Source organism: Tsukamurella paurometabola (assembly GCF_900631615.1).
GTDB lineage: Bacteria > Actinomycetota > Actinomycetes > Mycobacteriales > Mycobacteriaceae > Tsukamurella > Tsukamurella paurometabola_A.
The window spans coordinates 1,826,145-1,848,666 of the sequence record NZ_LR131273.1 but is presented as its reverse complement, the minus strand read 5'-3'; the positions used below and the strand labels follow the sequence as shown (position 1 = coordinate 1,848,666).

At 70.8% G+C, this 22,522-nt stretch carries 20 protein-coding genes, 1 tRNA gene and 1 other RNA gene; 9 read left to right on the top strand and 13 right to left on the bottom strand.

Annotated features, from left to right (window positions below; genetic code table 11):
• Positions 1-951, bottom strand: a complete 951-nt coding sequence (locus tag ELY19_RS09240) for a pseudouridine synthase (protein ID WP_126195928.1) — start codon at positions 949-951, stop codon at positions 1-3.
• Between the two features lie 34 nt (positions 952-985).
• A complete protein-coding gene (locus ELY19_RS09235; protein WP_126195927.1) occupies positions 986-1,435 on the bottom strand; it encodes an SRPBCC family protein in 450 nt (149 codons plus the stop codon).
• A gap of 135 nt (positions 1,436-1,570) precedes the next feature.
• Between ELY19_RS09235 and ELY19_RS09230 the strand changes: the two genes are divergently transcribed.
• Entirely contained in the window at positions 1,571-3,022 is a 1,452-nt protein-coding gene (locus ELY19_RS09230) for an FAD-binding oxidoreductase (RefSeq protein ID WP_126195926.1), read from the top strand.
• A 1-nt stretch (position 3,023) separates the two neighbouring features.
• Positions 3,024-4,325 carry a class I SAM-dependent methyltransferase gene (locus ELY19_RS09225; protein ID WP_126195925.1) on the top strand — a complete coding sequence of 434 codons (1,302 nt, stop codon included), beginning with the start codon at positions 3,024-3,026 and terminating at the stop codon, positions 4,323-4,325.
• A gap of 5 nt (positions 4,326-4,330) precedes the next feature.
• Here ELY19_RS09225 and ELY19_RS09220 read toward each other — a convergent pair whose 3' ends face one another.
• The 3 genes from ELY19_RS09220 to ELY19_RS09210 are packed head-to-tail and all read right to left on the bottom strand — an operon-like array spanning position 4,331 to position 8,185.
• Positions 4,331-4,777 (bottom strand): hypothetical protein, encoded by a 447-nt coding sequence (locus ELY19_RS09220; RefSeq protein WP_126195924.1) that lies wholly within the window; start codon positions 4,775-4,777, stop codon positions 4,331-4,333.
• Positions 4,778-4,793: 16 nt separating this feature from the next.
• Positions 4,794-7,040: a DNA polymerase III subunit gamma and tau gene (locus tag ELY19_RS09215; RefSeq protein WP_126195923.1), complete on the bottom strand. Its 2,247-nt coding sequence runs from the start codon at positions 7,038-7,040 to the stop codon at positions 4,794-4,796.
• Between the two features lie 38 nt (positions 7,041-7,078).
• Positions 7,079-8,185, bottom strand: coding sequence for an ROK family transcriptional regulator (locus tag ELY19_RS09210; RefSeq protein WP_164711567.1), 1,107 nt, complete (start codon positions 8,183-8,185; stop codon positions 7,079-7,081).
• 266 nt (positions 8,186-8,451) lie between these two features.
• Here ELY19_RS09210 and ELY19_RS09205 point away from each other — a divergent pair, with 266 nt between their 5' ends.
• The 3 genes from ELY19_RS09205 to ELY19_RS09195 are packed head-to-tail and all read left to right on the top strand — an operon-like array spanning position 8,452 to position 11,653.
• Complete coding sequence (locus tag ELY19_RS09205; RefSeq protein ID WP_126195921.1) at positions 8,452-9,567, top strand: sugar ABC transporter substrate-binding protein; 1,116 nt, start codon at positions 8,452-8,454, stop codon at positions 9,565-9,567.
• A complete protein-coding gene (locus ELY19_RS09200) occupies positions 9,567-10,394 on the top strand; it encodes an ATP-binding cassette domain-containing protein (RefSeq protein WP_126195920.1) in 828 nt (275 codons plus the stop codon). The genes ELY19_RS09205 and ELY19_RS09200 overlap by 1 nt, the downstream gene beginning before the upstream one ends.
• The gene (locus tag ELY19_RS09195) at positions 10,391-11,653 is read left to right on the top strand and encodes a sugar ABC transporter permease (protein ID WP_126195919.1); all 1,263 of its coding nucleotides are present in this window, start codon (positions 10,391-10,393) and stop codon (positions 11,651-11,653) included. Before ELY19_RS09200 ends, ELY19_RS09195 begins: the two co-directional genes overlap by 4 nt.
• 10 nt (positions 11,654-11,663) lie before the next feature.
• Here the strand turns inward: ELY19_RS09195 and ELY19_RS09190 are convergent, their stop codons facing one another.
• The 6 genes from ELY19_RS09190 to ffs all read right to left on the bottom strand — a co-directional run bounded on the left by ELY19_RS09190 (position 11,664) and on the right by ffs (position 17,943).
• Positions 11,664-12,290, bottom strand: a complete 627-nt coding sequence (locus ELY19_RS09190; RefSeq protein WP_126195918.1) for a hypothetical protein — start codon at positions 12,288-12,290, stop codon at positions 11,664-11,666.
• Positions 12,291-12,445: 155 nt separating this feature from the next.
• Positions 12,446-13,915, bottom strand: coding sequence for an alkaline phosphatase (gene phoA / locus ELY19_RS09185; RefSeq protein ID WP_126195917.1), 1,470 nt, complete (start codon positions 13,913-13,915; stop codon positions 12,446-12,448).
• Positions 13,916-13,980: 65 nt separating this feature from the next.
• The gene (locus ELY19_RS09180; RefSeq protein ID WP_227966683.1) at positions 13,981-15,204 is read right to left on the bottom strand and encodes a threonine/serine exporter family protein; all 1,224 of its coding nucleotides are present in this window, start codon (positions 15,202-15,204) and stop codon (positions 13,981-13,983) included.
• Positions 15,194-16,498, bottom strand: coding sequence for a glycosyltransferase 87 family protein (locus ELY19_RS09175; RefSeq protein ID WP_126195916.1), 1,305 nt, complete (start codon positions 16,496-16,498; stop codon positions 15,194-15,196). Before ELY19_RS09175 ends, ELY19_RS09180 begins: the two co-directional genes overlap by 11 nt.
• 28 nt (positions 16,499-16,526) lie before the next feature.
• Complete coding sequence (locus ELY19_RS09170) at positions 16,527-17,813, bottom strand: aspartate aminotransferase type Ic (protein WP_126195915.1); 1,287 nt, start codon at positions 17,811-17,813, stop codon at positions 16,527-16,529.
• Positions 17,814-17,848: 35 nt separating this feature from the next.
• Positions 17,849-17,943: signal recognition particle sRNA small type (gene ffs, locus ELY19_RS09165), an RNA gene on the bottom strand.
• A gap of 62 nt (positions 17,944-18,005) precedes the next feature.
• Between ffs and ELY19_RS09160 the strand changes: the two genes are divergently transcribed.
• The 4 genes from ELY19_RS09160 (at position 18,006) to ELY19_RS09145 (ending at position 20,972) form a co-directional block, all read left to right on the top strand.
• Positions 18,006-18,091 (top strand) — tRNA-Ser (locus ELY19_RS09160).
• 267 nt (positions 18,092-18,358) lie between these two features.
• Positions 18,359-18,829, top strand: coding sequence for an ImmA/IrrE family metallo-endopeptidase (locus tag ELY19_RS09155; RefSeq protein WP_126195914.1), 471 nt, complete (start codon positions 18,359-18,361; stop codon positions 18,827-18,829).
• Positions 18,830-18,836: 7 nt separating this feature from the next.
• The gene (locus ELY19_RS09150; RefSeq protein WP_126195913.1) at positions 18,837-19,991 is read left to right on the top strand and encodes an MAB_1171c family putative transporter; all 1,155 of its coding nucleotides are present in this window, start codon (positions 18,837-18,839) and stop codon (positions 19,989-19,991) included.
• 138 nt (positions 19,992-20,129) lie between these two features.
• Positions 20,130-20,972 carry an alpha/beta fold hydrolase gene (locus tag ELY19_RS09145; RefSeq protein WP_164711565.1) on the top strand — a complete coding sequence of 281 codons (843 nt, stop codon included), beginning with the start codon at positions 20,130-20,132 and terminating at the stop codon, positions 20,970-20,972.
• Positions 20,973-21,013: 41 nt separating this feature from the next.
• Here ELY19_RS09145 and ELY19_RS09140 read toward each other — a convergent pair whose 3' ends face one another.
• Positions 21,014-21,463, bottom strand: a complete 450-nt coding sequence (locus ELY19_RS09140) for a helix-turn-helix domain-containing protein (protein WP_126195911.1) — start codon at positions 21,461-21,463, stop codon at positions 21,014-21,016.
• 125 nt (positions 21,464-21,588) lie between these two features.
• Positions 21,589-22,446: a sulfite exporter TauE/SafE family protein gene (locus ELY19_RS09135; protein ID WP_126195910.1), complete on the bottom strand. Its 858-nt coding sequence runs from the start codon at positions 22,444-22,446 to the stop codon at positions 21,589-21,591.
• Positions 22,447-22,522: the final 76 nt, after the last annotated feature.

The window sequence follows — 22,522 nt, the reverse complement described above, 5'->3', positions numbered from 1 at the left end:
TCAGTTGCCCTCCGAAGCCGAATCCGCCTTCGGAGGTTCGTGCTGCACTGCGAATTCCCCGGCGCTGAGTGCACGCGAGCTCACGAACTCCCGCTCGGTTCCGCCGATCGGGTCCGTGAAGGCCAACCGGCGCGCCAGCAGGCGCAGCGGGTCGGAGAAGTCGCCGTCCACGAACTCCCGCGGCTCCGGGTACAGCGGGTCGCCGAGGATCGGCACCCCCAGCCCGGACATGTGCAGCCGGAGCTGATGCGTCTTACCCGTCTCCGGGCGCAGTCGGTACCGCCCGACGATGCCGCCCCGACCGTCGGGCACCTCGGCCTCCAGCTCGACGCGGCTGCGCGCGTTGACCGGACCGGCCACCTCGTAGGCGCGCATGATGCCCGGCGTCTTCTCGATGCGCGACTCCACGACCGTCGGCAACTCCAGGCCAGGATCCACCGGCGCCAGCGCCGCGTACTCCTTGCGCGCCCCGCCGGTGGCGAACAACTGCTGATAGGCGCCGCGCACCGCCGGGTCGCGGGTGAACAGCAGCACGCCGGCGGTGAGCCGGTCGAGCCGGTGCGCGGGCGAGAGCTGCGGCTCGTCGAGTTCGCGACGCAGGCGCACCAGGGCGCTCTGCACGACCCGGGCCCCGCGCGGCATCGTCGCGAGGAAGTGCGGTTTGTCCACGACGACGATCCGCTCGTCCTCGTAGAGCACCGGCATCGCGAACGGCACGTCGATCTCGTCCGGCAGCTCGCGGTACATCCACACCGCCTGCCTGGCGGCGAGGACCGATCCGGGCCCGAGCGGCGCACCGTCGGAGCCGAGGACGCACCCGGCCGCGCTCTCCCGGGCCACGTACTCCGCGGTGCCGGGGAACCTGGCCTCGAGAACCTCACCGAGAGTGCGGCCGGCCTCCTCCTCGGCGATGACGAGCCGGGTCGGGTCGACCCCGTCACGCAGCGGCAGCGGCGCGACGGGCGCGCCGCGGTGCCGGCGCCGCCTAGCCGTTGGACTCCACCTGCACCTTGAGGTTGGTCAGCAGCTCGCGATAGATGCGGCCGAGGCCCTTGGGCGCGAAGGTCTTCTCGAAGAAGCCGCCGATGCCGCCGGCGCCCTGCCACGTGGTGGTGATGGTGACGGTGGTCGCGTCGCCGGCGCTGTCCGCGGCGACGGCGCGGTAGGTGGTGACCATCGAGCTGTTCGCGTCGGTCTCGGTCACGGTGGCGCCGTCGACGGTGACGGTGGCCCGCACGTTCCGCGAGCGCTTCTCCGTAGCCTGCAGGACCCACTCCGCGACGGTGCCGGAGCCCTGCCCGCCCTCCACGACGCGGTACTCGCGGTAGTTCGGAGGCAGAATCTCGGCGCGACGGGTGTAGTCGGCGATCGCGGCCAGGACCTTCTCGGGCGCGGCGGCGATGGCGATGGACTGAGTGGCGGTTACCTGGGCCAACGTACTTCGATCCTCTGAGTATCGGTGCCTCCGGCGAGGTCGGAGGCGTGGATGTCGGCACCGCCGACGGGTTCGATGCCAGCCTAACCAATCGGTAACGACCCGCGCGCGTCGCGCCCGAGGGGTATAGCGTCGATGATCGTGAGTGCTCGCAACGCAACGCCGGCGCGGACCCCGTCGCCGGTCCCGATCGCAGGCGAAGCCGCCTACCAGGAGGGCCTCGCGAGGCTGCGCGACAGCTACCGCGCCATCCCCCCGAACGCGCGGGTCCGCCTGGCCAAGAAGACCTCGAACCTGTTCCGCGCCCGTGCGGCCACCGACGCCCCGGGGCTCGACGTCTCGGGGCTCACCTCGGTCGTCTCCGTCGACCCCGAGACCCGCACGGCGGACGTGGGCGGCATGTGCACCTACGAGGACCTCGTGGCCGCGACGCTGCCGTTCGGTCTCGCCCCGACGGTCGTGCCGCAGCTGAAGACCATCACCCTCGGCGGCGCGGTGACCGGCATGGGCATCGAATCCAGCTCGTTCCGGGCCGGCCTGCCGCACGAGGCCGTGCTGTCGATGGACATCCTCACCGGCAGCGGCGAGGTGGTCACCGCCGCACCCGGCGGCCCGCACGCCGACCTCTTCTTCGGCTTCCCCAACTCGTACGGCACGCTGGGCTACTCGACCCGGCTCACCATCGAGCTGGAGCCGGTGGCGCGGTACGTCGAGCTGCGGCACATCCGCTTCCACACCCTCGACGAGCTGCAGGAGACGATGTCGCGCATCGTCGACACCCGCGACCACGACGGTGAGCCCGTCGACTACCTCGACGGGGTCGTGTTCTCCGCCACGGAGTCGTATCTCGTCCTCGGCCGCAAGACCGACGAGCCCGGACCGCTGAGCGACTACACCGGCCGGGAGATCTACTACCGCTCGATCCAGCACGCCGACGGTGTGCAGCGCGACAGACTCACCACGCACGACTACCTGTGGCGGTGGGACACGGACTGGTTCTGGTGCTCGCGCGCGTTCGGCGCACAGAACCCGAAGGTGCGACGCCTGTGGCCGAAGCAGCTGCTGCGCAGCAGCTTCTATTGGAAACTGGTGGCGCTCGACCGGCGATGGGACATCGGCGACAAGCTGGCCGCGCGCAAGGGCGAGCCGCCCGGCGAGCGCGTGGTGCAGGACATCGAGGTGCACATCGACGAGACCGTCGAATTCCTCGAATGGTTCCTGGACGAGATCCCCATCGAGCCGATCTGGCTGTGCCCGTTGCGGTTGCGCGATCCGCTGCCGCCCGGAGCCGATCCGGACCGCCCGTGGCCGCTGTATCCGCTGGAACCCCGCGAGACCTACGTGAACATCGGTTTCTGGTCCGCGGTCCCGAAGCAACCCGGCCAGATCGAGGGCCGGGCGAACCGCCTGATCGAGAAGAAGGTGTCGGAGCTGGGTGGACACAAGTCCCTGTACTCCGAGGCCTTCTACGAGCGCGCCGAGTTCGACGAGCTCTACGGCGGAATCCACTTGGAGAAGTACAAGTCCCGCTACGACCCGGAGGATCGTCTGCTGGGGCTGTACGACAAGACAGTCAGGAGGCAGTGAATTGACGCGGTCCACTGAGCATCTCCCCAAGCTCAGCCTCGCCGAGATCATCGAGAAGGTGGCGGGCGGCAAGCTCGCCATCCGGGTGAAGGCCTACGACGGATCGTCGGCCGGCCCGGACGACGCGCCGTACGGCCTCGACCTGCTCACCCCGCGCGGAACCACCTACCTCGCAACGGCACCCGGCGACATGGGGCTCGCCCGCGCCTACATCGCCGGCGACCTGGAGCTCACCGGCGCACCTCCGGGCGACCCCTACGAGGCGCTCCGGGCGCTGTCCGACGACCTGAAGTTCGCCAAGCCGGGCCCCAAGCTGATCGCGCAGATCGCACGATCGGTCGGGGCCGAGCACATGATCCCGATCGCGCCTCCACCCCAGGAGGCCGTGCCGCGCTGGCGGCGGATCGCCGAGGGCCTGCGCCACAGCCGCTCCCGCGACGCCGATGCGATCCACCACCACTACGACGTCTCCAACCGGTTCTACGAGCTCGTTCTCGGACCGTCGATGACGTACACCTGCGCCTGCTATCCCGATGCGGGCGCTTCGCTCGAGGAGGCGCAGGAGAACAAGTACCGCTTGGTCTTCGAGAAGCTGCGCCTCAAGCCGGGCGACCGACTGCTGGACGTGGGCTGCGGGTGGGGCGGCATGGTGCGGTACGCCGCCCGCCGCGGGGTGCACGCCATCGGCGCGACACTGTCCAAGGAACAGGCGGAATGGGCGCAAGCCGCGATCGAGGCGGAGGGCCTCGGCGAGTTCGCCGAGGTGCGCTACAGCGACTACCGCGACGTGCCCGAGGGCGACTTCGACGCGATCAGCTCAATCGGGCTCACCGAGCACATCGGCGTGCACAACTACCCCTCGTACTTCACGTCCTTGCGCGACAAGCTCAAGACCGGTGGGCTGCTGCTCAATCACACGATCACCCGGCACGACAACAAGCTGTCGGGCAAGGGCGGCCAGTTCATCGACCGGTACGTGTTCCCCGACGGCGAGCTCACCGGCTCGGGCCGCGTGATCGCCGCGATCCAGGACATCGGCGGGATGGAGGTGCGGCACGAGGAGAATCTCCGCGAGCACTACGCCCTCACGCTCGCCGCATGGTGCCGCAACCTGGTCGACAACTGGGACGAGGCCGTCGCCGAGGTCGGATTGGGCACCGCCCGCGTGTGGGGCCTCTACATGGCCGGCTCCCGACTGGGCTTCGAGCGCAACGTGGTTCAGCTGCACCAGGTGCTCGCGGTGAAGCTGGACGCCAAGGGCGGGGCGGGCGACCTACCGCTGCGCCCCTGGTGGGACGCCTAGCCGGATCAGCCCCGGAAGTACTTCACCACGAGCACGCCGCGCTCCGGCTGGAGGAACGCTCGCACGGTGCCGGGTTCGACCGCCACGAAGGCGTCGAGCCCGGCACTGGTCATTCCCGCCCCCGGGTCACCGAGCGCCGCGGCCACGGCGGGCCGCGCCTCGACGCCGGACGGTCCCAGAGCAGCCCGGAGCGCCGACACCGCGGCCGCGTCCCCGACGGTGACGACGGCGTCGATCCACGAGGCGTTCGGTCCCGGCACCCGCTCGTCGCCGAGGGCCCCACCCACCCAGCGGACGGTGAACCGGTCCCCGATGTTCGTGACCCGCTTCTGAATCGGCGCTGTGTCCTCCCTGACCGCGGGGACCGGCGGCGCAGTGCCCGCCGGTCCGCACCCGGCGAGGGCCGCAGCGATCACCATCGCGGCAACGACACGCCCCGGCCGCCTCCTCATGATCGGATCATCGCGGTCAGATGGGGCGGGCGCCGAGCTCGTTCTTGAGCAACTCCAGCGCGATCTCGTCGGGGTCCCGACGAGGAGCCGTGCTGCCGCCCGACGCCGCGTCCTCGCGGTGCGCCGCCTCGATCATCTCCTCCTCGGAGACCTCCTCGACCGGCGCCGGCTCGGGGTCCGGCTCGGGCGGGAGCGGAATGTCGTCGTGGTGCGACGGTGCGCGGTTCTCCCGGCCCGCCGGGCGCGGGTCGGGACGCTGATCACCGGCGCGGCTGCGCCGCTCGAACGTGGGGGGCGCCTTGCGCGGCTCGGCCGCCGGGCGCTGCTGCTGTGTCGGCGCCGGGGGCGCGCCCTGGGTTCGGGCGCCACTACCGTCGCCGACCTCGACGTCCCACTGCGTACCGAAGACCTCGCGGACCGCGTCGCGCAGGTTGCCCACGTGCTGCTGGTCGCTGAACCTGCTGAGCAGAGCGGGGATCGGCAGCGCGAGATGCAGCACACCGTCGGCGAGGCCGAGCACCTGCACGTTCGGCATCAGCGCGAACGTCACCGTGCTGCGGTCCTTGACCGCCCGCAGCACCTTGGGCCAGGCCGTCCGGACCTCCTCGACCGACGGGCCCGACGGTACGTGCGCCGCGGGGGCCTGCGCCGCCGGTGCCTGCGCGGGCGGGCGATCCGGCTCGGGCTCGGGCGCGCGTTCGGGCTCCGGAGCGGGGCGGTCGGCCTCCCGGGCGGGCGGAGCGGGCTCCGGCGCGGCGACCGGCGCGACCGGCTCCGGGTCGGGCTCCGGCCGGTGCAGCACCGGCTCCGATTCGGCGGGGCGCGCGGGCTCGGCAGGCGGCACGGGCTCCGCGGCGGGCGCCGGCGCGGCCTGCGCGGCGGGAGCGGGCTGGGCGGCGGCGGGCGGGGCGCTCTCCGGCGCGGCGGACCGCGGGGCCGGCCCGTGCGCCTCCGGGGCCTGCTGGTGCGCCTCCGGGGCCGCTGCGGCCTCCGCCTGCCGCTGGCTGGGCCGGACGAAACGGGACGGCGGACCGTCGGACTGCGGAGCCGTGGGGGCGCCCGCGGGCGCCGCAGTGGTGGGGGCGGCTGCGGCACCGTCGACGGGGGCGCCGGCGGGACGGCGCTCGAGCGCCTCGATGCGCTGGAGCAGCGCGGCCTGCGAGTCGTCGGCGGCGGGAAGCAGCATGCGCGCGCACATCACCTCGAGGAGCAGGCGCGGCGACGTGGCGCCGCGCATCTCCGCGAGCGAGGCGTGCGTGACCTCGGCGCACCGGGTGAGAGTCGCGAGACCCAGCTTCGCGGCCTCGCCGCGCATGGTCTCGAGCACGTCCTGCGGCACGTCCACGAGGCCGCGGTCCGCGGCGTCCGGGACCGTGTGCAGCAGGATGAGATCGCGCAGGCGCTCCAGCAGGTCGGTGGCGAAACGGCGGGGATCGTGCCCGGCCTCCATCACCCTCTCGACGGCGCCGAACAGTGCCCCGCCGTCCGCGGCGGCGAGCGCATCGACCGCGGCGTCGATGAGCGCGGTATCGGTCACGCCGAGTAGACCGAGGGCCCGCTGGTAGGTGACTCCCTCCGGCCCGGCACCGGCGAGCAACTGATCCATGATCGACAGCGAGTCACGCGGCGAGCCCCCGCCCGCACGGATGACGAGCGGGTACACCTGCGGCTCGACGGGCACGTTCTCCGCGGTGGTGATCTTCTCCAGCAGCGGCCGCATCACGTTCGGCGCGAGCAGCCGGAACGGATAGTGGTGCGTGCGGGAGCGGATGGTGGTGAGCACCTTCTCCGGCTCGGTGGTCGCGAAGATGAAGATGAGGTGCTCCGGCGGCTCCTCGACAATCTTCAGCAGTGCGTTGAAGCCCTGCGGCGTCACCATGTGCGCCTCGTCGACGATGAAGACGCGGTAGCGCGATTCGGCCGGCGCGTAGAAGGCGCGGTCGCGGAGCTCGCGGGCGTCGTCGACACCGCCGTGGCTGGCGGCGTCCATCTCCGTCACGTCGAGGTTGCCGGGGCCGCCGGGGGCGAGCGCCACGCACGAACTGCAGACGCCGCACGGCGTGCTCGTGGGGCCCTGCTCGCAGTTGAGCGAACGGGCCAGGATCCGCGCCGACGAGGTCTTGCCGCAGCCGCGCGGCCCGGAGAACAGGTAGGCGTGGTTCACCCGGCCCGAATCGAGCGCCGTGCTCAGCGGCTCGGTGACGTGCTCCTGCCCCACGACCTCGGCGAACGTCGCTGGACGGTACTTGCGGTAGAGAGCCACGGTGCCAGGTTACCGGCAGGGTCCGACACCGGTCCCGTTCAGGCGAGCGTCAGGTCGATCCGCTCGGCGGCGAGGAGGACGGCGCCGACCAGCGAGGCGCGTTCCCCGAGCGCGCTCACCGCCACCGGGGTCCGCGCGACGGCGCTGAGCGCGTTCCGGCGCAGGCCCATGCGGGTCGATTCCAGCAGCAGGTCCCCGGCCCGGGCCATGTCTCCGCCGAGCACGATGAGGTCCGGGTCCAGGAGGTTGGCGACTCCGGCGAGTCCCCACCCCAGGTGCAGTCCCGCGTCCTCGACGGCCCGCCGGGCCGCGGCGTCGCCCCCGCGAGCGAGTTCGAGCGCACCGTCGAAGTCGATGCCGGGGTGCCTGCCCGCCAGCATCGCGACCACCGCCGCCGTGGAGGCGTACGCCTCCAGGCAGCCGCGTCCGCCGCATCGGCACGGGGGGCCGTGCTCGTCGAGGGTGAGATGTCCCACCTCGCCCGCCGTCCCGTTGGTGCCCCGGTAGATCCGGTCGTCGAGCACGATCCCCGCGCCGACGCCGGAGGACGCCTTCACGAAGACGGAGCTGCGCCGCCCCTGTGCGATGCCGCGGCGATGCTCCGCCAGCGCGCCGAGCGTGGCGTCGTTCTCGACGTCGACACGGAGGTCGAAGGCCGCCTCCGCCGCGGCCACCGCATCGACGTCGTGCCATCCCGGCAGGATCCCCGGATCGTGGATCACCCCCTCGCTCACGGGCGCCGGGACGGCCATCCCGATGCGCAGCAGCGGCACCCCGTCGTTCTCCGGGTCCGCCCGCATCCGGGCCAGCGATGCGCGGAGCACGTCCCGCGCGAGCAGCAGCGACGTGTCGTGCGCGTGCTCCGGCGGGAGCGGACGGCGCTCCTCGATCAGGATCGCCCCGGTGACGTCGCCGACCGCCACGGCGAGGTGCGAGTGCCCGAAGTCGACCCCCGCGACGAGCCCGACGCTCCGGGAGAGCCGGACGCGCCCGCCGCGCCGGCCGGATCCCGCCTCCGCCTCGACGAGACCGGCGGTCACCAGGTCGCGAACGATGTTCGAGACGGTGGCGGGAGCGAGCCCCGTCGCCCGTGCCAGCTCCGCCTGGGTGTGCCGGGACGCGGGATCCGCGCGGAGGACGCCCACGATCCGTTGCTCATTGGCCACACGCAGGGCCGCGGTCGACCCGGAGGACGACCACGGCGATCCGGCGCCGGAACGTGGCATACCCCACTGTGCGGGCAGCGAGGAACAAACGTCAAGCGACGAACACAAGACTTCTTCATCAAACAGACATCCGAGGATTTGTGTTCAAGTCTTGACCGCAAACGTGTGACGTATAACACTGATCCCTGTTCCGCTGGGGAACGATCGGCGGCGCAGTCGGGCGCCCTGAACTCTGAGGAGACCTTGTGAACACGGTTCATTCACGTGCGCGCCGCGCGCTCGCCGGCGGCTTCGCCGCGGCGCTGGGCGTGGCCGCTCTGGCCGGCTGCAATGCCAACAGCTCCGATGACAAGGGGTCCGGCGGCTCCGGTGCGTCCGGCGCGGGCACCACCATCGCGCTCCTCCTACCCGAATCGAAGACCACCCGGTACGAGGCGTTCGACAAGCCGCTCTTCGAGAAGAAGGTCGCCGAGCTGTGCAGCAGCTGCAAGGTGTCGTACTACAACGCCGACCAGGACGAGGCGAAGCAGTCCCAGCAGGTCGACGCGGCGATCACCGCGGGCGCGAAGGTGCTCGTGCTCGATCCCGTCAACGGCGACGGCGCCGGCGGCATGGTCACGGCCGCGCGCAACGCCAAGATCCCGGTGATCGCGTACGACCGGTTCATCAAGGGCGCGGACTACTACATGTCGTTCGACAACGAGCAGGTCGGCAAGATCCAGGGCAAGGCGCTGGTGGACGCGCTGGGCGGTAAGGGCAACATCCTCATGCTCAACGGTTCGCCGACCGATCCCAACGCGGCGCAGTTCAAGGCCGGCGCCCACAGCGTCATCGACGGCAGCGGGATCAAGGTCCTCGCCGAATTCGACAACCCCGACTGGAGCCCCGACAAGGCGCAGCAGTTCGTGAACGATCAGCTCAGCCGCACGAAGCCGGCGGACATCCAGGGCGTGTACGCGGCGAACGACGGGCAGGCGGGCGGCGTGGTCGCCGCCCTGACCGGCGCGGGCGTTCCGGCGAACGGTCTCCCGCCGATCACCGGCCAGGACGCCGAACTCGCCGCCATCCAGCGCATCGTCGCCGGCCAGCAGTCCATGACGGTGTACAAGCCGATCGCGATCGAGGCGAACACGGCGGCGGAGGTGGCCGTCGCGGTGGCGGGCGGCAAGACCGCCCCCGAGACCGCGACCACGGGGATCAAGCAGACGAAGTACCAGGACGTCGCGTCGTACATCTTCACCCCCATCGCGGTGACGAAGGCGAACGTCGCGAGCACGGTGCTCGCCGACAAGTTCTACACGGCCGACCAGGTCTGCACCCCGCAGTACAAGGACGCGTGCGAGGGGGCGGGCATCAAGTAATGAGCGACTCCGCGCAGCCGGAGGACGCGGGGGCGGTGGCCGATTCGGCCGCCGTCCTCGCCCTGTCCGGCATCAACAAACGATTCGGCGCCGTGCAGGCGCTCACCGACGTCACGCTCGAGGTCCGGGCCGGCGAAGTCGTCGCCCTGGTCGGCGACAACGGCGCCGGCAAGTCGACGATCATCAAGATCATCTCCGGCGTCTACCAGCCCGACGAGGGCCGCATCACCCTCGAGGGCCGGACGGTGTCCGTCGCCGGGCCGTCCGCGGCGCAGTCGCTCGGCATCGCCACGGTCTTCCAGGACCTCGCGCTGTGCGACAACCTCGACGTCGTCGCGAACCTCTTCCTGGGCAACGAGAAGAACCACCTCGGCGTGATCGACGAGGTGGCGATGGAGACCGAGGCGTGGCGCCTGCTGCGCAGTCTGTCCGCGAAGATTCCGTCGGTCCGGATTCCTGTCGCCTCGCTGTCGGGCGGCCAGCGGCAGACCGTCGCGATCGCCCGCAGCCTGGTCGGCGACCCCAAGGTCGTGCTCCTCGACGAGCCGACCGCCGCGCTCGGCGTCGCCCAGACCGCCGAGGTGCTCAACCTGATCGAGCGACTGCGGGCGAACGGCCTCGGGGTCATCCTCATCAGCCACAACATGGCCGACGTCCAGGCCGTCGCCGACCGGATCTACGTTCTCCGCCTGGGCCGCAACGCGGCCGAGTTCCGCGTGGACGAGGCCACGACCGAACAGCTCGTCGCGGCGATCACCGGCGCGTCCGACAACGTCGTCGCCGCGCGGGCACAGCGCACCACTCGCACCGAGGAGGCGGCCGAATGACGAGCGGCACCGATACGACGACGACCACATCCCCCGTGGCCGCGGATCTCGCGGACGAGCGGCTGATCGCCGCCAAGGGCTTCGGCGGGCTCGTCCGGTCGCAAGCGGCCCGCATCAAGTCGGGCGACCTGGGCACCCTACCCGTGATCATCGGGCTGATCGTCATCTCGATCGTCTTCTACGCGGTGGAACCGAGCTTCCTCTCGTCCCGGAACCTGGTGTCCATCACCCAGTTCGCGGCGCCGACGGGCATCATCGCCCTCGGTATCGTGCTCGTGCTGCTGCTCGGGGAGATCGACCTGTCCGTCGGCTCGGTGAGCGGTGTCTCCGCCGCGGTGCTGGCCGTCCTCATGGTCAATCACGGTGTCTCCGAGCCGCTCGCGATCCTCGCGGCACTGGGCAGTGGCCTCGCGATCGGCCTGTTCTACGGGCTGCTCTTCACGCGGATCGGCGTCCCGTCCTTCGTCTTCTCGCTCGCCGGGCTCCTGGGGTTCCAGGGACTCCTGCTGTGGATCCTGGGCTCCACCGGAACGATCAACCTGCCGCAGGGTTCGTTCCTGCTCGACTTCGCACGGAACCAGTTCGTCACGGGCGCAGCCTCGTACGCCCTCGTCGCCCTGGCCTCGCTGGTGTTCCTCGGCAGCCAGCTGTGGGGTGCTCGGACGCGCTCCCGCGCGGGCCTGAGCACGCCGGCGCCCGCGCTCATCGCGGCCAAGACGGCGGCGTTGGCGATCGGCCTGGGCTACCTCACGTACTACGTGAACATCGACCGCGGCTTCTCGTACCTGTGGGTCTTCTTCGTGTTCCTGGTGATCGTCATGGACTTCGCGCTGCGCCGGACGACCTGGGGCCGGCACGTCTTCGCGGTCGGCGGCAACGTCGAAGCCGCCCGCCGCTCGGGTATCCGGGCCACGGGGATCTACATGTCCGTCTTCGCGCTGACGTCCACGCTCGCGGCGCTCGGCGGTCTCGCGGCGGCGGGCCTGTTGACCAGCGTCTCCCAGTCGACCGGTACGACGGACACCAACCTCACGGCCATCGCCGCCGCGGTCATCGGCGGCACGTCGCTGTTCGGCGGCCGCGGCTCCGCCTACTCGGCACTGCTCGGGATCCTGGTGCTGCAGGCGATCTCGAACGGGCTGAACATCATCGGCGTGGGTTCGTCGGTCCGGTTCATGGTGACGGGCGGCGTGCTGCTGCTCGCCGTGGCGATCGACTCGCTCAGCCGGCGGGCGCGGACCTCGTCCGGCAGAGCCTGAGCCCCCGCGCTCACTGCGCGGGGCCGGGCCCCTTGTCCATGGAGGGGCCCGGGAACCGGCCCGAGTCGTGCGGCGGGACGGCCGGGAACTGGCCCGTCTGGTACGGCGGGACCGCCGGGAACTGCCCCGTCGCGCACGGGGCGGGCGGCGGGAAGCCCGCGGGGACCGGACCGGGAGGCGGCGGCTGGCGACGGCCGCCGCCGAGCCGGTCGGCGAAGGCGAGCGCCAACAGCATGCAGAGCGAGACGAACAGCACCAGGACGTAGGCCGGGTGCACCGGCACGGCGATGAGTCCCAGCAGCATCAGCGCACCCCAGATGCAGCAGCTGGAGACCCGGGCCGGCAGGGAACCGCGTGCGACGAAGACGGCCAGGCCGATGAGCGGCACGAACATCAGGGCCACCTGGATCAGGGTGGGCGTGAGCATCAGGAACATCATCACGCCGAGACCGAAGTCGTCGTCGTAGTCCTCGCTCATCGACGGATACGTCGCCATCCACCAGATCACCAGCCCCACGAGGGTGAGCGCGGCGATGGTCGCCTGGATCAGCGCGAGCGCGCGGTAGATGCGTGGCACCGGCGGCGCGGCGTTCGGATACATGTGGACCTCCCCCTCGACGTTTGCGTCTGCACCCACGGTAGCGGGCGGACCGTCGGCGGAGAAGGGCGGAAAGCCGGAGCGGCGGCCCGGAACGAATCCGGGCCGCCGCTGACGGGGTGTCGGGGCGCCTTCTCGTCGCGGTCCAGGCCACGCACGTCGTGATGCCGAAGGGCCACCCGCCTCCTTCTTGTCTACTTCTTGTCGCGGTCCAGGCCGAGCACGTCCGTGATGTAGAAGAACGGGTCGGTCTGGTCGGTCAGTCCCACGACGTTGGCGGCGCCGGGGCCGTACGCGGCGATGCGGACCTGGCCGCCGGTGTGCTGCTCCTCGCCCGGATCGAGCGACGTGCCGTAGTTGACGGTGAGCACACCGCCGTCCTTCGTGTTGAGCGCACGGGTCAGGCCGGGGGTGACGGTGCCGGCCTCGATGATCTGGCTGGTGTGCGCGTGGTCGCCGGTCACGATGACGAGGGTGTCCTTGTCCTGCTTGGCGAATTCGAGCGCCGCGGTGACGGCCTCCGACAGCTGGACGGTCTCCCCGATCTGGCCGCAGGGGTCGGCGTCGTGGTTCGCCTTGTCGACGGAGCCGGACTCGACCTGCAGGAAGAACCCCTTGTCGCCCTTGAGGAGGTCGATGGCCTTCTTCGTCATCGACGCGAGCTTCGGGGTGGCGCCGAACGCGGGGTTGGGCGAGCACGTGACCGCGGGCTCCTTGCCGCCCTCCTTGGTGGCGGTGGCCTTGTCCCACAGGCGCGGCAGGTTCCCGTCGGCGAAGACGCCGAGCAGCGGCTGATCCTGGTTCGCCGAGGTGACGCCGTCGAGCTCCTCGCCCGAACGGACGATCCGGTAGCCGCGCTCCTTGGCCTGCACCTCGAGCGTCTTGCCGTTGTACTCACCGGCGGTCGCGGTCTCCTGGAAGGTCTTCCAGCCGCCGCCGAGGGTGACGTCGGCGCGCGCGGCGATCAGCTGCTCGGTGATGGACCCGAGGCCGCCGTTCTCGAGCGCGTCGGAGCTGCACTTCTCCTTGGTGGCGACGGGGCCGTAGCACTTGCGCTGGGCGACGTGCGCGACCTGCACGGCCGGGGTGGCGTCCTGCAGCTCGGTGGTGGTGACGTTGCCCGTCTTACGCCCGTCGGCCTTGGCGATCTCCAGGATCGAGCGCTGGGGCTTGCCGTTGACGTCGACGCCGACGGCACCGTTGTACGTCTTGGTGCCGGTGGCCCAGGCCGATCCGGACGCCGCGGAATCGGTCGTGTAGTCCGGCTTCTTGGTGTTCTTGTCGAGGGCGTAGGTGGTGTAGTCACCCGAGAGCGGCAGCTCGTCGATGCCGGGGATCTTGCCGCCCGCGCCCCACTCGTAGTTCCGGGCGAGCGTCAGCTCCTGGTTGGCGGTGCCGTCGCCGATCACGAGGATCACGTTCTTGGCCTTCGACCGCTGGATCGACTCGGCGATCGCCTGCGTCTGGTCGCCGTCGAGGCGCTTCGCCCCGCCGTGCGTCGTGATGTCGCCGGCGGCCCGGCGGTCGATCTGCACCTTGGACGCCGTGTCACCGGACGTGCCGGGACCGCTGTCGTTGCTCCCGCAGGCGCCGACCACGCCGAGGACCGCCACCGCACCGACGGCCAGCGCCGCCCGTGCCCTTCCCCTACCAAGATTCGTCATTGCTGCAGCGAAACATGCGCATGTGAACATGAATCGGTCGGAAGGTGAACTTCTCGTGGGCGCCGCTACCGCACCCGTTCGGCCCGCGCGACGATCGCCTGCGCCAGCGCCGAACCGAACAGGAGGCCGAGCGCGAGCGCGCAGATCACCGCCGCCACATCCACGACGGTGCGCGCGCCCTGTTCGGGGTCGATGCCCACCGACGTCACCGACAGCAGCCCCAGGCTGCCGGGGACGAGCACCCAGAACGCGGGGAGGAAGACCACCAGGCGGGGGAACTGCGGTCGCACGGCGGCCACCAATGCGGCGCCGAGACTGCCGGCGATCGCCCCGAGGAAGCCGCCCAGCACCGCCCCGGAGACGTGCTGCCCGGCGATCTGCGCGCCGAACGCGGCGGCCACGACGAGGCCGATCGCGGGAAGCAGCCGCATCGACGCGCCCTCGTTGAGGCACACCCCGACGCAGATCAGCGCCAGCCCGACGGGCGGCCCCCACCAGCCGAGTTGGTTCACCCGCTCGTTGACGAGCAGTTCCGGGCCGACGCCCAGTGCCGTGGTGGCGGCGAGGATGCCGAGCGAGAACAGCAGCAGCTGCACCGTGCCGAAGGTGAGGCGGGCGCTGCCCGCGACCATCGCGCCGGCGGCCAGCTCCGACATGCCGGTCACCATGAGCGCGCCCGGGAGGAGAACGGCGAGCGGCGCGAGGAGGGTGCGCAGCGGACCGTCGAGCCAGCCCGCCTGCGCGGCGGCGAAGACCCCCGTGCCCACCGTGAACGCGGCGATCGTGGGGAGCAGCGTAGCGGCGAGCCGTACCCGCCCCGCCAGCTTGACCAGCAGCATCACGACGACGCCGCCGACCGCGGCGGCGGCGATGTTCGGCCATCCCGGCTGCAGCAGCATGGCGATGCCGACGGCGATCACGGACCACGAGAGGTCCTGCACCCACTGCGGGTAGTGGTGCGGCAGGGAGCGGAGGGCGCCGAGGCGGGCGAACGCCTCGTCGACCGAGAGGGTGCGAGCGGCGAGGCCCCGCCGGACATCCGCGACGACGGCCGACTGGTCGAGCCGCAGCGGACCGTCGACCGACTCGAAGGTGGCGGCGGCGCCGGGCTCGAGGCCCAGCGTCAGCCCGGTGGGCGTGGCGCCGATCTGGGCGAGCGGGTGCCCCATGGCCGTGGCGACGCTCTTGAGCTCGTCCTCCACCTCGTGCACGGGCTGGCCGCCCGCGATCATGGCGGCGCCGAGGTAGGCGAGGAGGCGGCGGTCGTCGTCGACCCGGTCAGGCTGCACGGGCGGCGGGCTCCGCGCTCGCGGACACGGATCCGTCCGTGCTCCGCAGGTACCAGGCCGACCCGATGAGGGTGGCGACGAAGACCCACACGTAGACACCGCTCGCGAGGACCTTGAGCACCGGGTTGTCCATCGGCCGCAGGAAGATGCCGATCGCGTAGGTGTCGTGGACGTCCTCGACGCCGGTCGGCTGCAGGGTCGGGAAGTAGGTGACCCAGATGAACGTCGCGGCGACGAGCCCTGCCGCCGCGACCAGCGCGAGCGCCCGCCGGCGCGGATCGTCGGTCAGCATCGCCAGGGCGAGGAGGAGGACCAGTAGCGGCACGATCCACACCCAGTGGTGCCCCCAGGAGAACGGGGAGACGGCGCAGGCCGTGAGCCCCACGACGGTGACGGCGAGCAGGACCACGCCCCGGCGGTACGCCCACGCCGCGATGGCGAGGCCCGCCAGCGCAGCCGGGACGGCGACCGCCAGCCAGACGACCGTCGACGGCTTCTCCGCGTTGGTGAGGAAGGCGATGAGACCGTTGATCGACTGGTTGCCCACCTGGTTGGGCTCGCCGACGCGGTTCGCGTCGAGGAACGTGCCGGACCAGTACTGCCACGACTCCTTCGGAATCACCAGGAAGCCGATCACGACGGTGCCGGCCAGGGTCACCAGGGCCGTGCGGGCCTCGCGCCACTGCCGGGTGACCACGAGGTAGGCCAGGAAGAACAGCGGGGTCAGCTTGATCCCGGCCGCGATTCCGATACTGAAACCCTTGAACCGCGCGCCGGCCGGCCGGCCGAGGTCCCACAGCAGGAGGAGCATGAGGAAGACGTTGATCTGGCCGAACCAGAGGGTGGTGCGGACGGGCTCAAGCACCGTCGCGACCAGCGTCAGGCAGATCGCGGCGAACCACACCCGGCCGTCGCGCACGAAGCCGACGAGCCGCAGCGCGATGAGGATGCAGGCGAGCAGCGCGAGCATCACCGCGATCGACCACACCCAGCGCAGCACGTCCGTGGACATCCAGCTCAGGGGGACGAACAGCACGCCCGCGAACGGTGTGTAGGTGAAGGGCAGGATGCCGTTGAGCAGCGGACCGTCGTACAGGCCGTCGCCGCCGTGCGCGACGATCTCGCCGCCCTTGCGGTAGACCTCGGCGTCGATCTGATTGTGGAAGAGCCCGTACATGGGCGTGGAGAACGGGATCCGCACGAACTGCTGCCACACGGCCGCGCCCGCGGCCACCGCGAACAGGGCCAGCACCCACCACTGCCGGGGGAACCGCCGGCTGTTCTCGTCCGCCACCGGCGCGATCCTCCTGCTCAGGCGCGCCCTACTCGGGCTGCGACATCAGCTTTTCAGCAGAAGCCAAGAGTACACAGGTCGCCACGCCGTCCATCGCGGTCTCGAGCTCGGCGATGGACGGGAAGGTCGGCGCGAGCCGGATGTTGCGGTCGTGCGGGTCCTCCCCGAGCGGGAAGGTGGCGCCCGCGGCGGTGAGCGCGATGCCAGCCTCCTTGGCCAGCGCGACGGTGCGCTTGGCCGTGCCGTCGAGCACGTCCAGGCTGATGAAGTAGCCGCCCTTCGGCTCGCTCCACGACGCGACCTTCGACTCGCCGAGGCGCTCCTCCAGGATCTCCAGCACGCGGGCGAACTTGGGCGCGATGAGGTCGCGGTGCTTGCGCATGTGCGCGCGCACGCCCTCGGCGTCGCCGAAGAACCGCGCGTGCCGCAGCTGGTTGACCTTGTCGGGGCCGATCGAGGTCAGGCCGGTGTACCTGCCGTACCACTCGAGGTTCTCCGTGGACGCGCCGAAGAAGCTGACGCCCGCGCCGGCGAAGGTGATCTTCGAGGTGCTGGCCAGCACGTACGGCCGGTTCGGGTGCCCGGCCTCGGCGGCCAGGCCGAGGATGTCGGGGTCCGACGGCGCATCGCCCACGAGGGCGTGCACGGCGTAGGCGTTGTCCCAGAAGATCCGGAAGTCGGGCGCGGCGGTCGGCATCGAGGCCAGTTCACGGGTGATCTCCTCGGAGAACACCGAGCCGGTCGGGTTCGAGTACTTCGGGACCGCCCAGATGCCCTTGATCGCGGGGTCGTTCGCCACGAGGTCCTTGACGACCGCCATGTCGGGGCCGTCCGGGTTCAGCGGCACCACGATCATCTCGATGCCGAACTCCTGGGTGATGGCGAAGTGCCGGTCGTACCCGGGCGCGGGGCAGAGGAACTTGACCTTCTCCTCGACGCCCCACGGCCGCTCCCCGTCGACGGTGCCGTGGATCCACGCGAGCGTGATCAGACGGTGCATGATCTCGAGGCTGGAGTTGTTCTGCGCGTACAGGTTCGCGACGGGGATCCCCAGCAGCTCACCGAAGATGGCACGCAGCTCCGGCAGGCCGGCGAGGCCGCCGTAGTTGCGGGTGTCGGTTCCGTCGGCGGCGCGGTAGTCGCCCTCACCGGGCAGCGCGAGCAGCGCATTCGACAGGTCGAGCTGGTCGGGAGCCGGCTTGCCGCGCGTGAGGTCCAGCTTCAGCCCCTGGGCCTTCAGCGTCTCGAACAGCTCCGTCAGCTTCGCATGGACGTCGACGAGTTCGGACTGACTCAGGGACACGTAGGTGGACATCGGGTGCGCCTCCGGCGGAATTTCGGGCCCGGACATAAAGGGGACTCCGCGCACCCGCCAGAGCCCGTTGACCCTTGCTGCGTTCCCGCCCTGGGGGAGTTCACAGGATGGACGCCGCGCGGAGTCCGTGGACCACTATACGGGTACGGGCTGGTTTGGGTCGACGGGGGCGTCTCGTCTACGATGGTCGACGGAGGATTCGCCTAGTGGCCTATGGCGCTCGCCTGGAACGCGGGTTGGGTTAATAGCCCTCAGGGGTTCAAATCCCCTATCCTCCGCAGATCAGGGGCGGTTTCCGAGCACATCGGGAGCCGCCCCTGTGTCGTTCGCCGGACCGGAACGGATCCCCCGTCGGTGGGACCGGAGGAACCTTCCCCGCCGAGTGCAGTGGACACCGTGCCATTCGCGCGTGTCCGTCCAGGCCGGCGCGTGACCGCGCCGTCACGTGCAGTCCCTCACACAAGACCTTCTCGTGCTGCGCTCGAACCGAAGGCTCACTAAACTTAACTGGCATCCGCACCCGTGCCCCCGCCCCGGAGACAGTGATGCAGTGGACCGTGATCGACCTCGCCGACGCGATGAGGCTCGCGCGCGGCCTGGGCGATTCCTGGTCGAGCGCATCCGAGCTGGTGGAGATCGTCGCCGAGCGGCGTGACCGACCGATCGGCGTGACCGCCACCGACCTCACGGGCACCGGGATCACCGGAACGGTGCTCGCCGGGCTCGACCGGGACACCATCGTCCACGCGACCGGCCTGCCGCCCTTTTTCACCGAGCACGTGATCTTCCACGAGCTGGGGCACCTGCTCTGCGGACACCTCGACGAAGTCACGACCGGACCACAGGATCGGATGCAGTTCCGCAGCGCCCACTCCGATCCGGCACACGAACACGAGGCGGAGCTGCTCGCGACGGCGTTCGCGCAGGTCCGCTCGGAGCGAGGGCGCCGGCGCGGCCGCCTCGCCGATGACGGCGGGTTCATCGCCACCCTGGCCCCTCACCTGCTGTCGCGATGAGGCCGACGTGCCGCCCCCGCCCGCCGTCGTCGTCCTGAACGACGTCCTGTTCTCCGGAGCGGCGATAGCGTGCGCCGTCGTCGCCCTCCTGATCGCAGCCACCAGTCTCACCCCGGGGCGCGCGGCGCGAGTGCGCCGGTGGCTGGCGGCCTCGTTCGCGCTCAAGGGCCTGGGCTTCGCCAGCGCCGCCCCCTGGATCGTGCGCCGGGTGAACGCGGTTTTCGAGGACTCGGCATCCCTCCTGGTCACCTACGCCATCTCTCCGGTCTGGTGCGCGGCGATGATCCTCGTCGCCCGCGCTTGGCGGCACGGTTCCGTCACCCGGGCGTTCGGCTACAGCATCGGCGGTGCCGCGCTCGCCAGTACCCTCGCGATGATCGCGCTCTGGTGGCACACACCGCGCACGGACCTCGTCGGATCCGTCAGCGCGAAGTTCGCCGAGACCGCCACGGGGACGGCGCTCATCCTCACCTACGCGGGCACGATGTCGTTCGGGCTGGTGGTGCTGCTCGGCGCCTGCCGGTTCCATACCGACCGCCTGGGCGAGAGAGCGACGCCGGCGGTGCGCACCGCGGTCTCGATCATCTCGGTGGGCGTCGTCCTCGATCTCGCCTTCGCCGCCAACCAGGCCGCGAAGGCGCTCTCCAGCGCCAACGGAACGCCGATCGTCATGCTCGAGTACCTCACCGCGGCAACGGCGATCGTTGCGGCGACACTCCTGGGTCTCGGGTTCGCCTACCCAGAGGCTCGGCACCGCTGGATCGACGCCCGACGGTGGGCCCGGGCGCGGCGCACCTGCCGCGCGCTCACTCCGCTGTGGACCGACCTGAACTCCAGTCGGGGCGCGGCACCCGCGCCCTGGCTCCGCACGGCACACCCCGAGATCCGCGTCTACCGCATGATGGTGGACATCCACGACGGGCTGATCCACCTGGCCCCGTTCCTGCCCGGCTCCGGCGAGCGATCACACCCGCAGTCGAGCGCCGACTTCGCTCGGGAGATCCGCGGCGCCGTGTTACAACTCCATGAATCGGGCACATCACTCGAGGGGGAGTCCGGTTTCGGCGAGATCGCGCGTCGCCCCGATCTCCCCTTCGACCAGCAGATCTCCTGGGTGCGCTCGGTGTCGCGGGAGTACCGATCGTTAACGAACCGTAAATAAGCTCCCCAAGTGATTCGTGTCACTACCGAATTCTACTGTCAGTAGATACCGTGGATGGCAGACGTTCCGCCGACGCCGCCGGACGTTGCACTCCCGCTCTCCCGCGACAGGGACATCCACGACCACAAGGTGCTCGCCATGAACGAGAATTCCGTAGTCGATACCCGTACCGAGACCTATCGGCGTCCCGACGGCGCCCGGATCTCCTACCGCTTCACGCCGGCGGCCGCGCACACCGGCGACCAGACCCCCGTCTTCCTGCTGCACGGGACGTTCCAGTCGGCCCGGGTCTGGCACTCCGTCGGGGTCGTCGATGCGCTGCGCGGTGACCGCCCGCTCATCGAGGTCGACATGCTCGGCCACGGCGCCAGCGACAAGCCCGTCGACCCCCAGCAGTACCTGATCGAGACGATGGCCCACGACGTGCTCGGCATCGCCGATCAGCTGGGCGTCGACCGGTTCCACACGGTCGGCTTCTCACTCGGTGCCCGCACCTCGTTGCGGCTGCCCTTCCTCGCATCGGATCGCCTGGAATCGATGGTGTGCATTGGCGGTTCGCACCGCCCGCAGCCCTCGATGGCGGATCGAGTGTTCTTCCCCGGTGCCCGGGCCGCGCTCGACAGCGGCTCGATGGACACCTTCATGGACCACTGGGACGCCCAGCGCGAACGCCCCCTCAGCTCATCGGCCCGTGAGCGACTGCGCACCAACGAGCCGGGGGCACTGGCCGCATTCTTCGACTCGCAGGAGCTCGACGCCGGACGCGAGATCGATGACTACGCAGCAGTGTTCACGCCCGCGCTCTTCATCGCCGGCGAGCACGACACCGAGCGTCTGGCCGATTCCTGGCTGCTCGCCGGGACCATGCCGGCAGCTCGCTTCACCGTCCTCACCGGAGCGGGCCACGCGGCTTCGATCCGCGAAGCCGGGCCCGAGATCGTGCGGCACTTCGCCGCGCTGGAGCTCAGATCCGCCGCTTGATCGGTTGCACAGCAGAGCAATCCGCCGAGCCCGGCCGACGATCAGTCGGTCGGGTTCTGCGTCTGCTCCCCTGCGACCGGCAGGCCCTCCAGCTTCCGGGCGTTGTCGATGATCGCGGCGATGCTGGCCAGACTGGCCTCGCCGAGCCCCTCGGCGCGCAACGCCAGGGCGCGGATGCCGGCTTCACGCATGACCAGTTCCGCGGCGAGCGCGGCCTCGTCGTCGGTACCGGGCGCGGTGAAGTGGTCGACGGGGACCTCGAAATACGCGGCGAGTGCGCGGAGCAGTTCGATCGACGGATTGGCGCGACCGCCGTTGCGGAGCGCGGAGAGGTAGCCGCCGGAGACCCGCAGGCCGGGATTGCGCTCACGCAGCTGCTCGGCGACCGCGTTGTTGGTGCGCGGGCGCCCCGCCTTGGCCTCGCGCTCGAAGAGCGAGTTGAGGCGCTGGGCGAGCAGCAGTGGCGCCGCTTCCGCCTCCCCGCCTGTCATGGCGAGAATTCTACTACCAGTCGCTTTCTCATACGAATCATTGACGGAGGACATACCGGGCTCCTTTCGTGTCGTGCGCGCGAGCGGCCTCGGCCCGGAACGAGCCGAGAACACGAACCGGCAGGTCAGGCGATACGCTCGGCGCGCTCGGCCAGCACCGTGCGGCGCCAGCGCAGCACCTCGCGGACCGCGAGGAAGGCCATGAACGTCCCCAGCACCACCGCGAGTCCCCGCTCCGGCAGGGCGAGCGCGAGGCTCACGCCGACCAGCGACCCCGGTAGGGCGGCCAGTGCGAGCGGCCTGCCCACCCGCAGATCGGCGCTGCCGTGCCGGATGTGGGTGGCGGCGCCGACGACGGCGTTCGGCAACATGACGAGCAGCGACGTGCCGGCCGCGGTGTGCAGATCAGCGCCGAACAGCACCGCCATCACCGGCACCACGAGGAGACCGCCCCCGAGGCCCATGGCCGCCGAGTACGCCCCGACCACGAGGCCGGTCACCGTCGCGACCGCGATGATCAACGCCGTGCCCTCGAACAGCCCGGTCGACGAGCCCACCGCGATCCCGAAGCCCTGCAGGAGGAACTTCGTGGACGAGAGGACCAGTACGAGTACGAAGAGCGAGCGGAGCACCACCTCGGGGACCTTCGACACCCAGCGCGCGCCCAGGTAGGCGCCCAGCACGCCGCCGATCATGAGTCCGACTCCGGGGACGACGTCGACGTGACCGCCGCGCAGGGCGTAGACGATCGAGCCGACGACGGCCGCGGAGACGTTGGCGAGCGTGGAGGTGCCGTGAATGACGTGGCGTGAGAGCGTCGAGTGCCGGTCCAGGGCGGGGACGGTGACCACCCCGGTGCCGCCGCCGAGCAGGCCGCCCGAGATGCCGCCCAGGAAGCCGATCGACGCGGACCGTCGCGGGCCGGGGATCTGCGGCGTCGACACCGTTGATCCGGTCACCGTCGGAGCTTCTGCCTGAGTCATGCCACCCTCTTCTGTCGCTCGGCTAACTACCTTCCAGGGTATTCATGTCCAATCAGCAGGAAAACCACCTCTTTCG

Bases quoted from the DNA above. Each gene is read 5' to 3' on its own strand.
- ELY19_RS09135 (WP_126195910.1), bottom strand. From the start codon at position 22,446: ATGACTCAGGCAGAAGCTCCGACGGTGACCGGATCAACGGTGTCGACG.
- ELY19_RS09140 (WP_126195911.1), bottom strand. From the start codon at position 21,463: ATGACAGGCGGGGAGGCGGAAGCGGCGCCACTGCTGCTCGCCCAGCGC.
- ELY19_RS09200 (WP_126195920.1), top strand. From the start codon at position 9,567: ATGAGCGACTCCGCGCAGCCGGAGGACGCGGGGGCGGTGGCCGATTCG.
- ELY19_RS09155 (WP_126195914.1), top strand. From the start codon at position 18,359: ATGCAGTGGACCGTGATCGACCTCGCCGACGCGATGAGGCTCGCGCGC.
- ELY19_RS09170 (WP_126195915.1), bottom strand. From the start codon at position 17,813: ATGTCCACCTACGTGTCCCTGAGTCAGTCCGAACTCGTCGACGTCCAT.
- ELY19_RS09195 (WP_126195919.1), top strand. From the start codon at position 10,391: ATGACGAGCGGCACCGATACGACGACGACCACATCCCCCGTGGCCGCG.
- ELY19_RS09145 (WP_164711565.1), top strand. From the start codon at position 20,130: ATGAACGAGAATTCCGTAGTCGATACCCGTACCGAGACCTATCGGCGT.
- ELY19_RS09230 (WP_126195926.1), top strand. From the start codon at position 1,571: ATGATCGTGAGTGCTCGCAACGCAACGCCGGCGCGGACCCCGTCGCCG.
- ELY19_RS09220 (WP_126195924.1), bottom strand. From the start codon at position 4,777: ATGAGGAGGCGGCCGGGGCGTGTCGTTGCCGCGATGGTGATCGCTGCG.
- phoA (WP_126195917.1), bottom strand. From the start codon at position 13,915: ATGACGAATCTTGGTAGGGGAAGGGCACGGGCGGCGCTGGCCGTCGGT.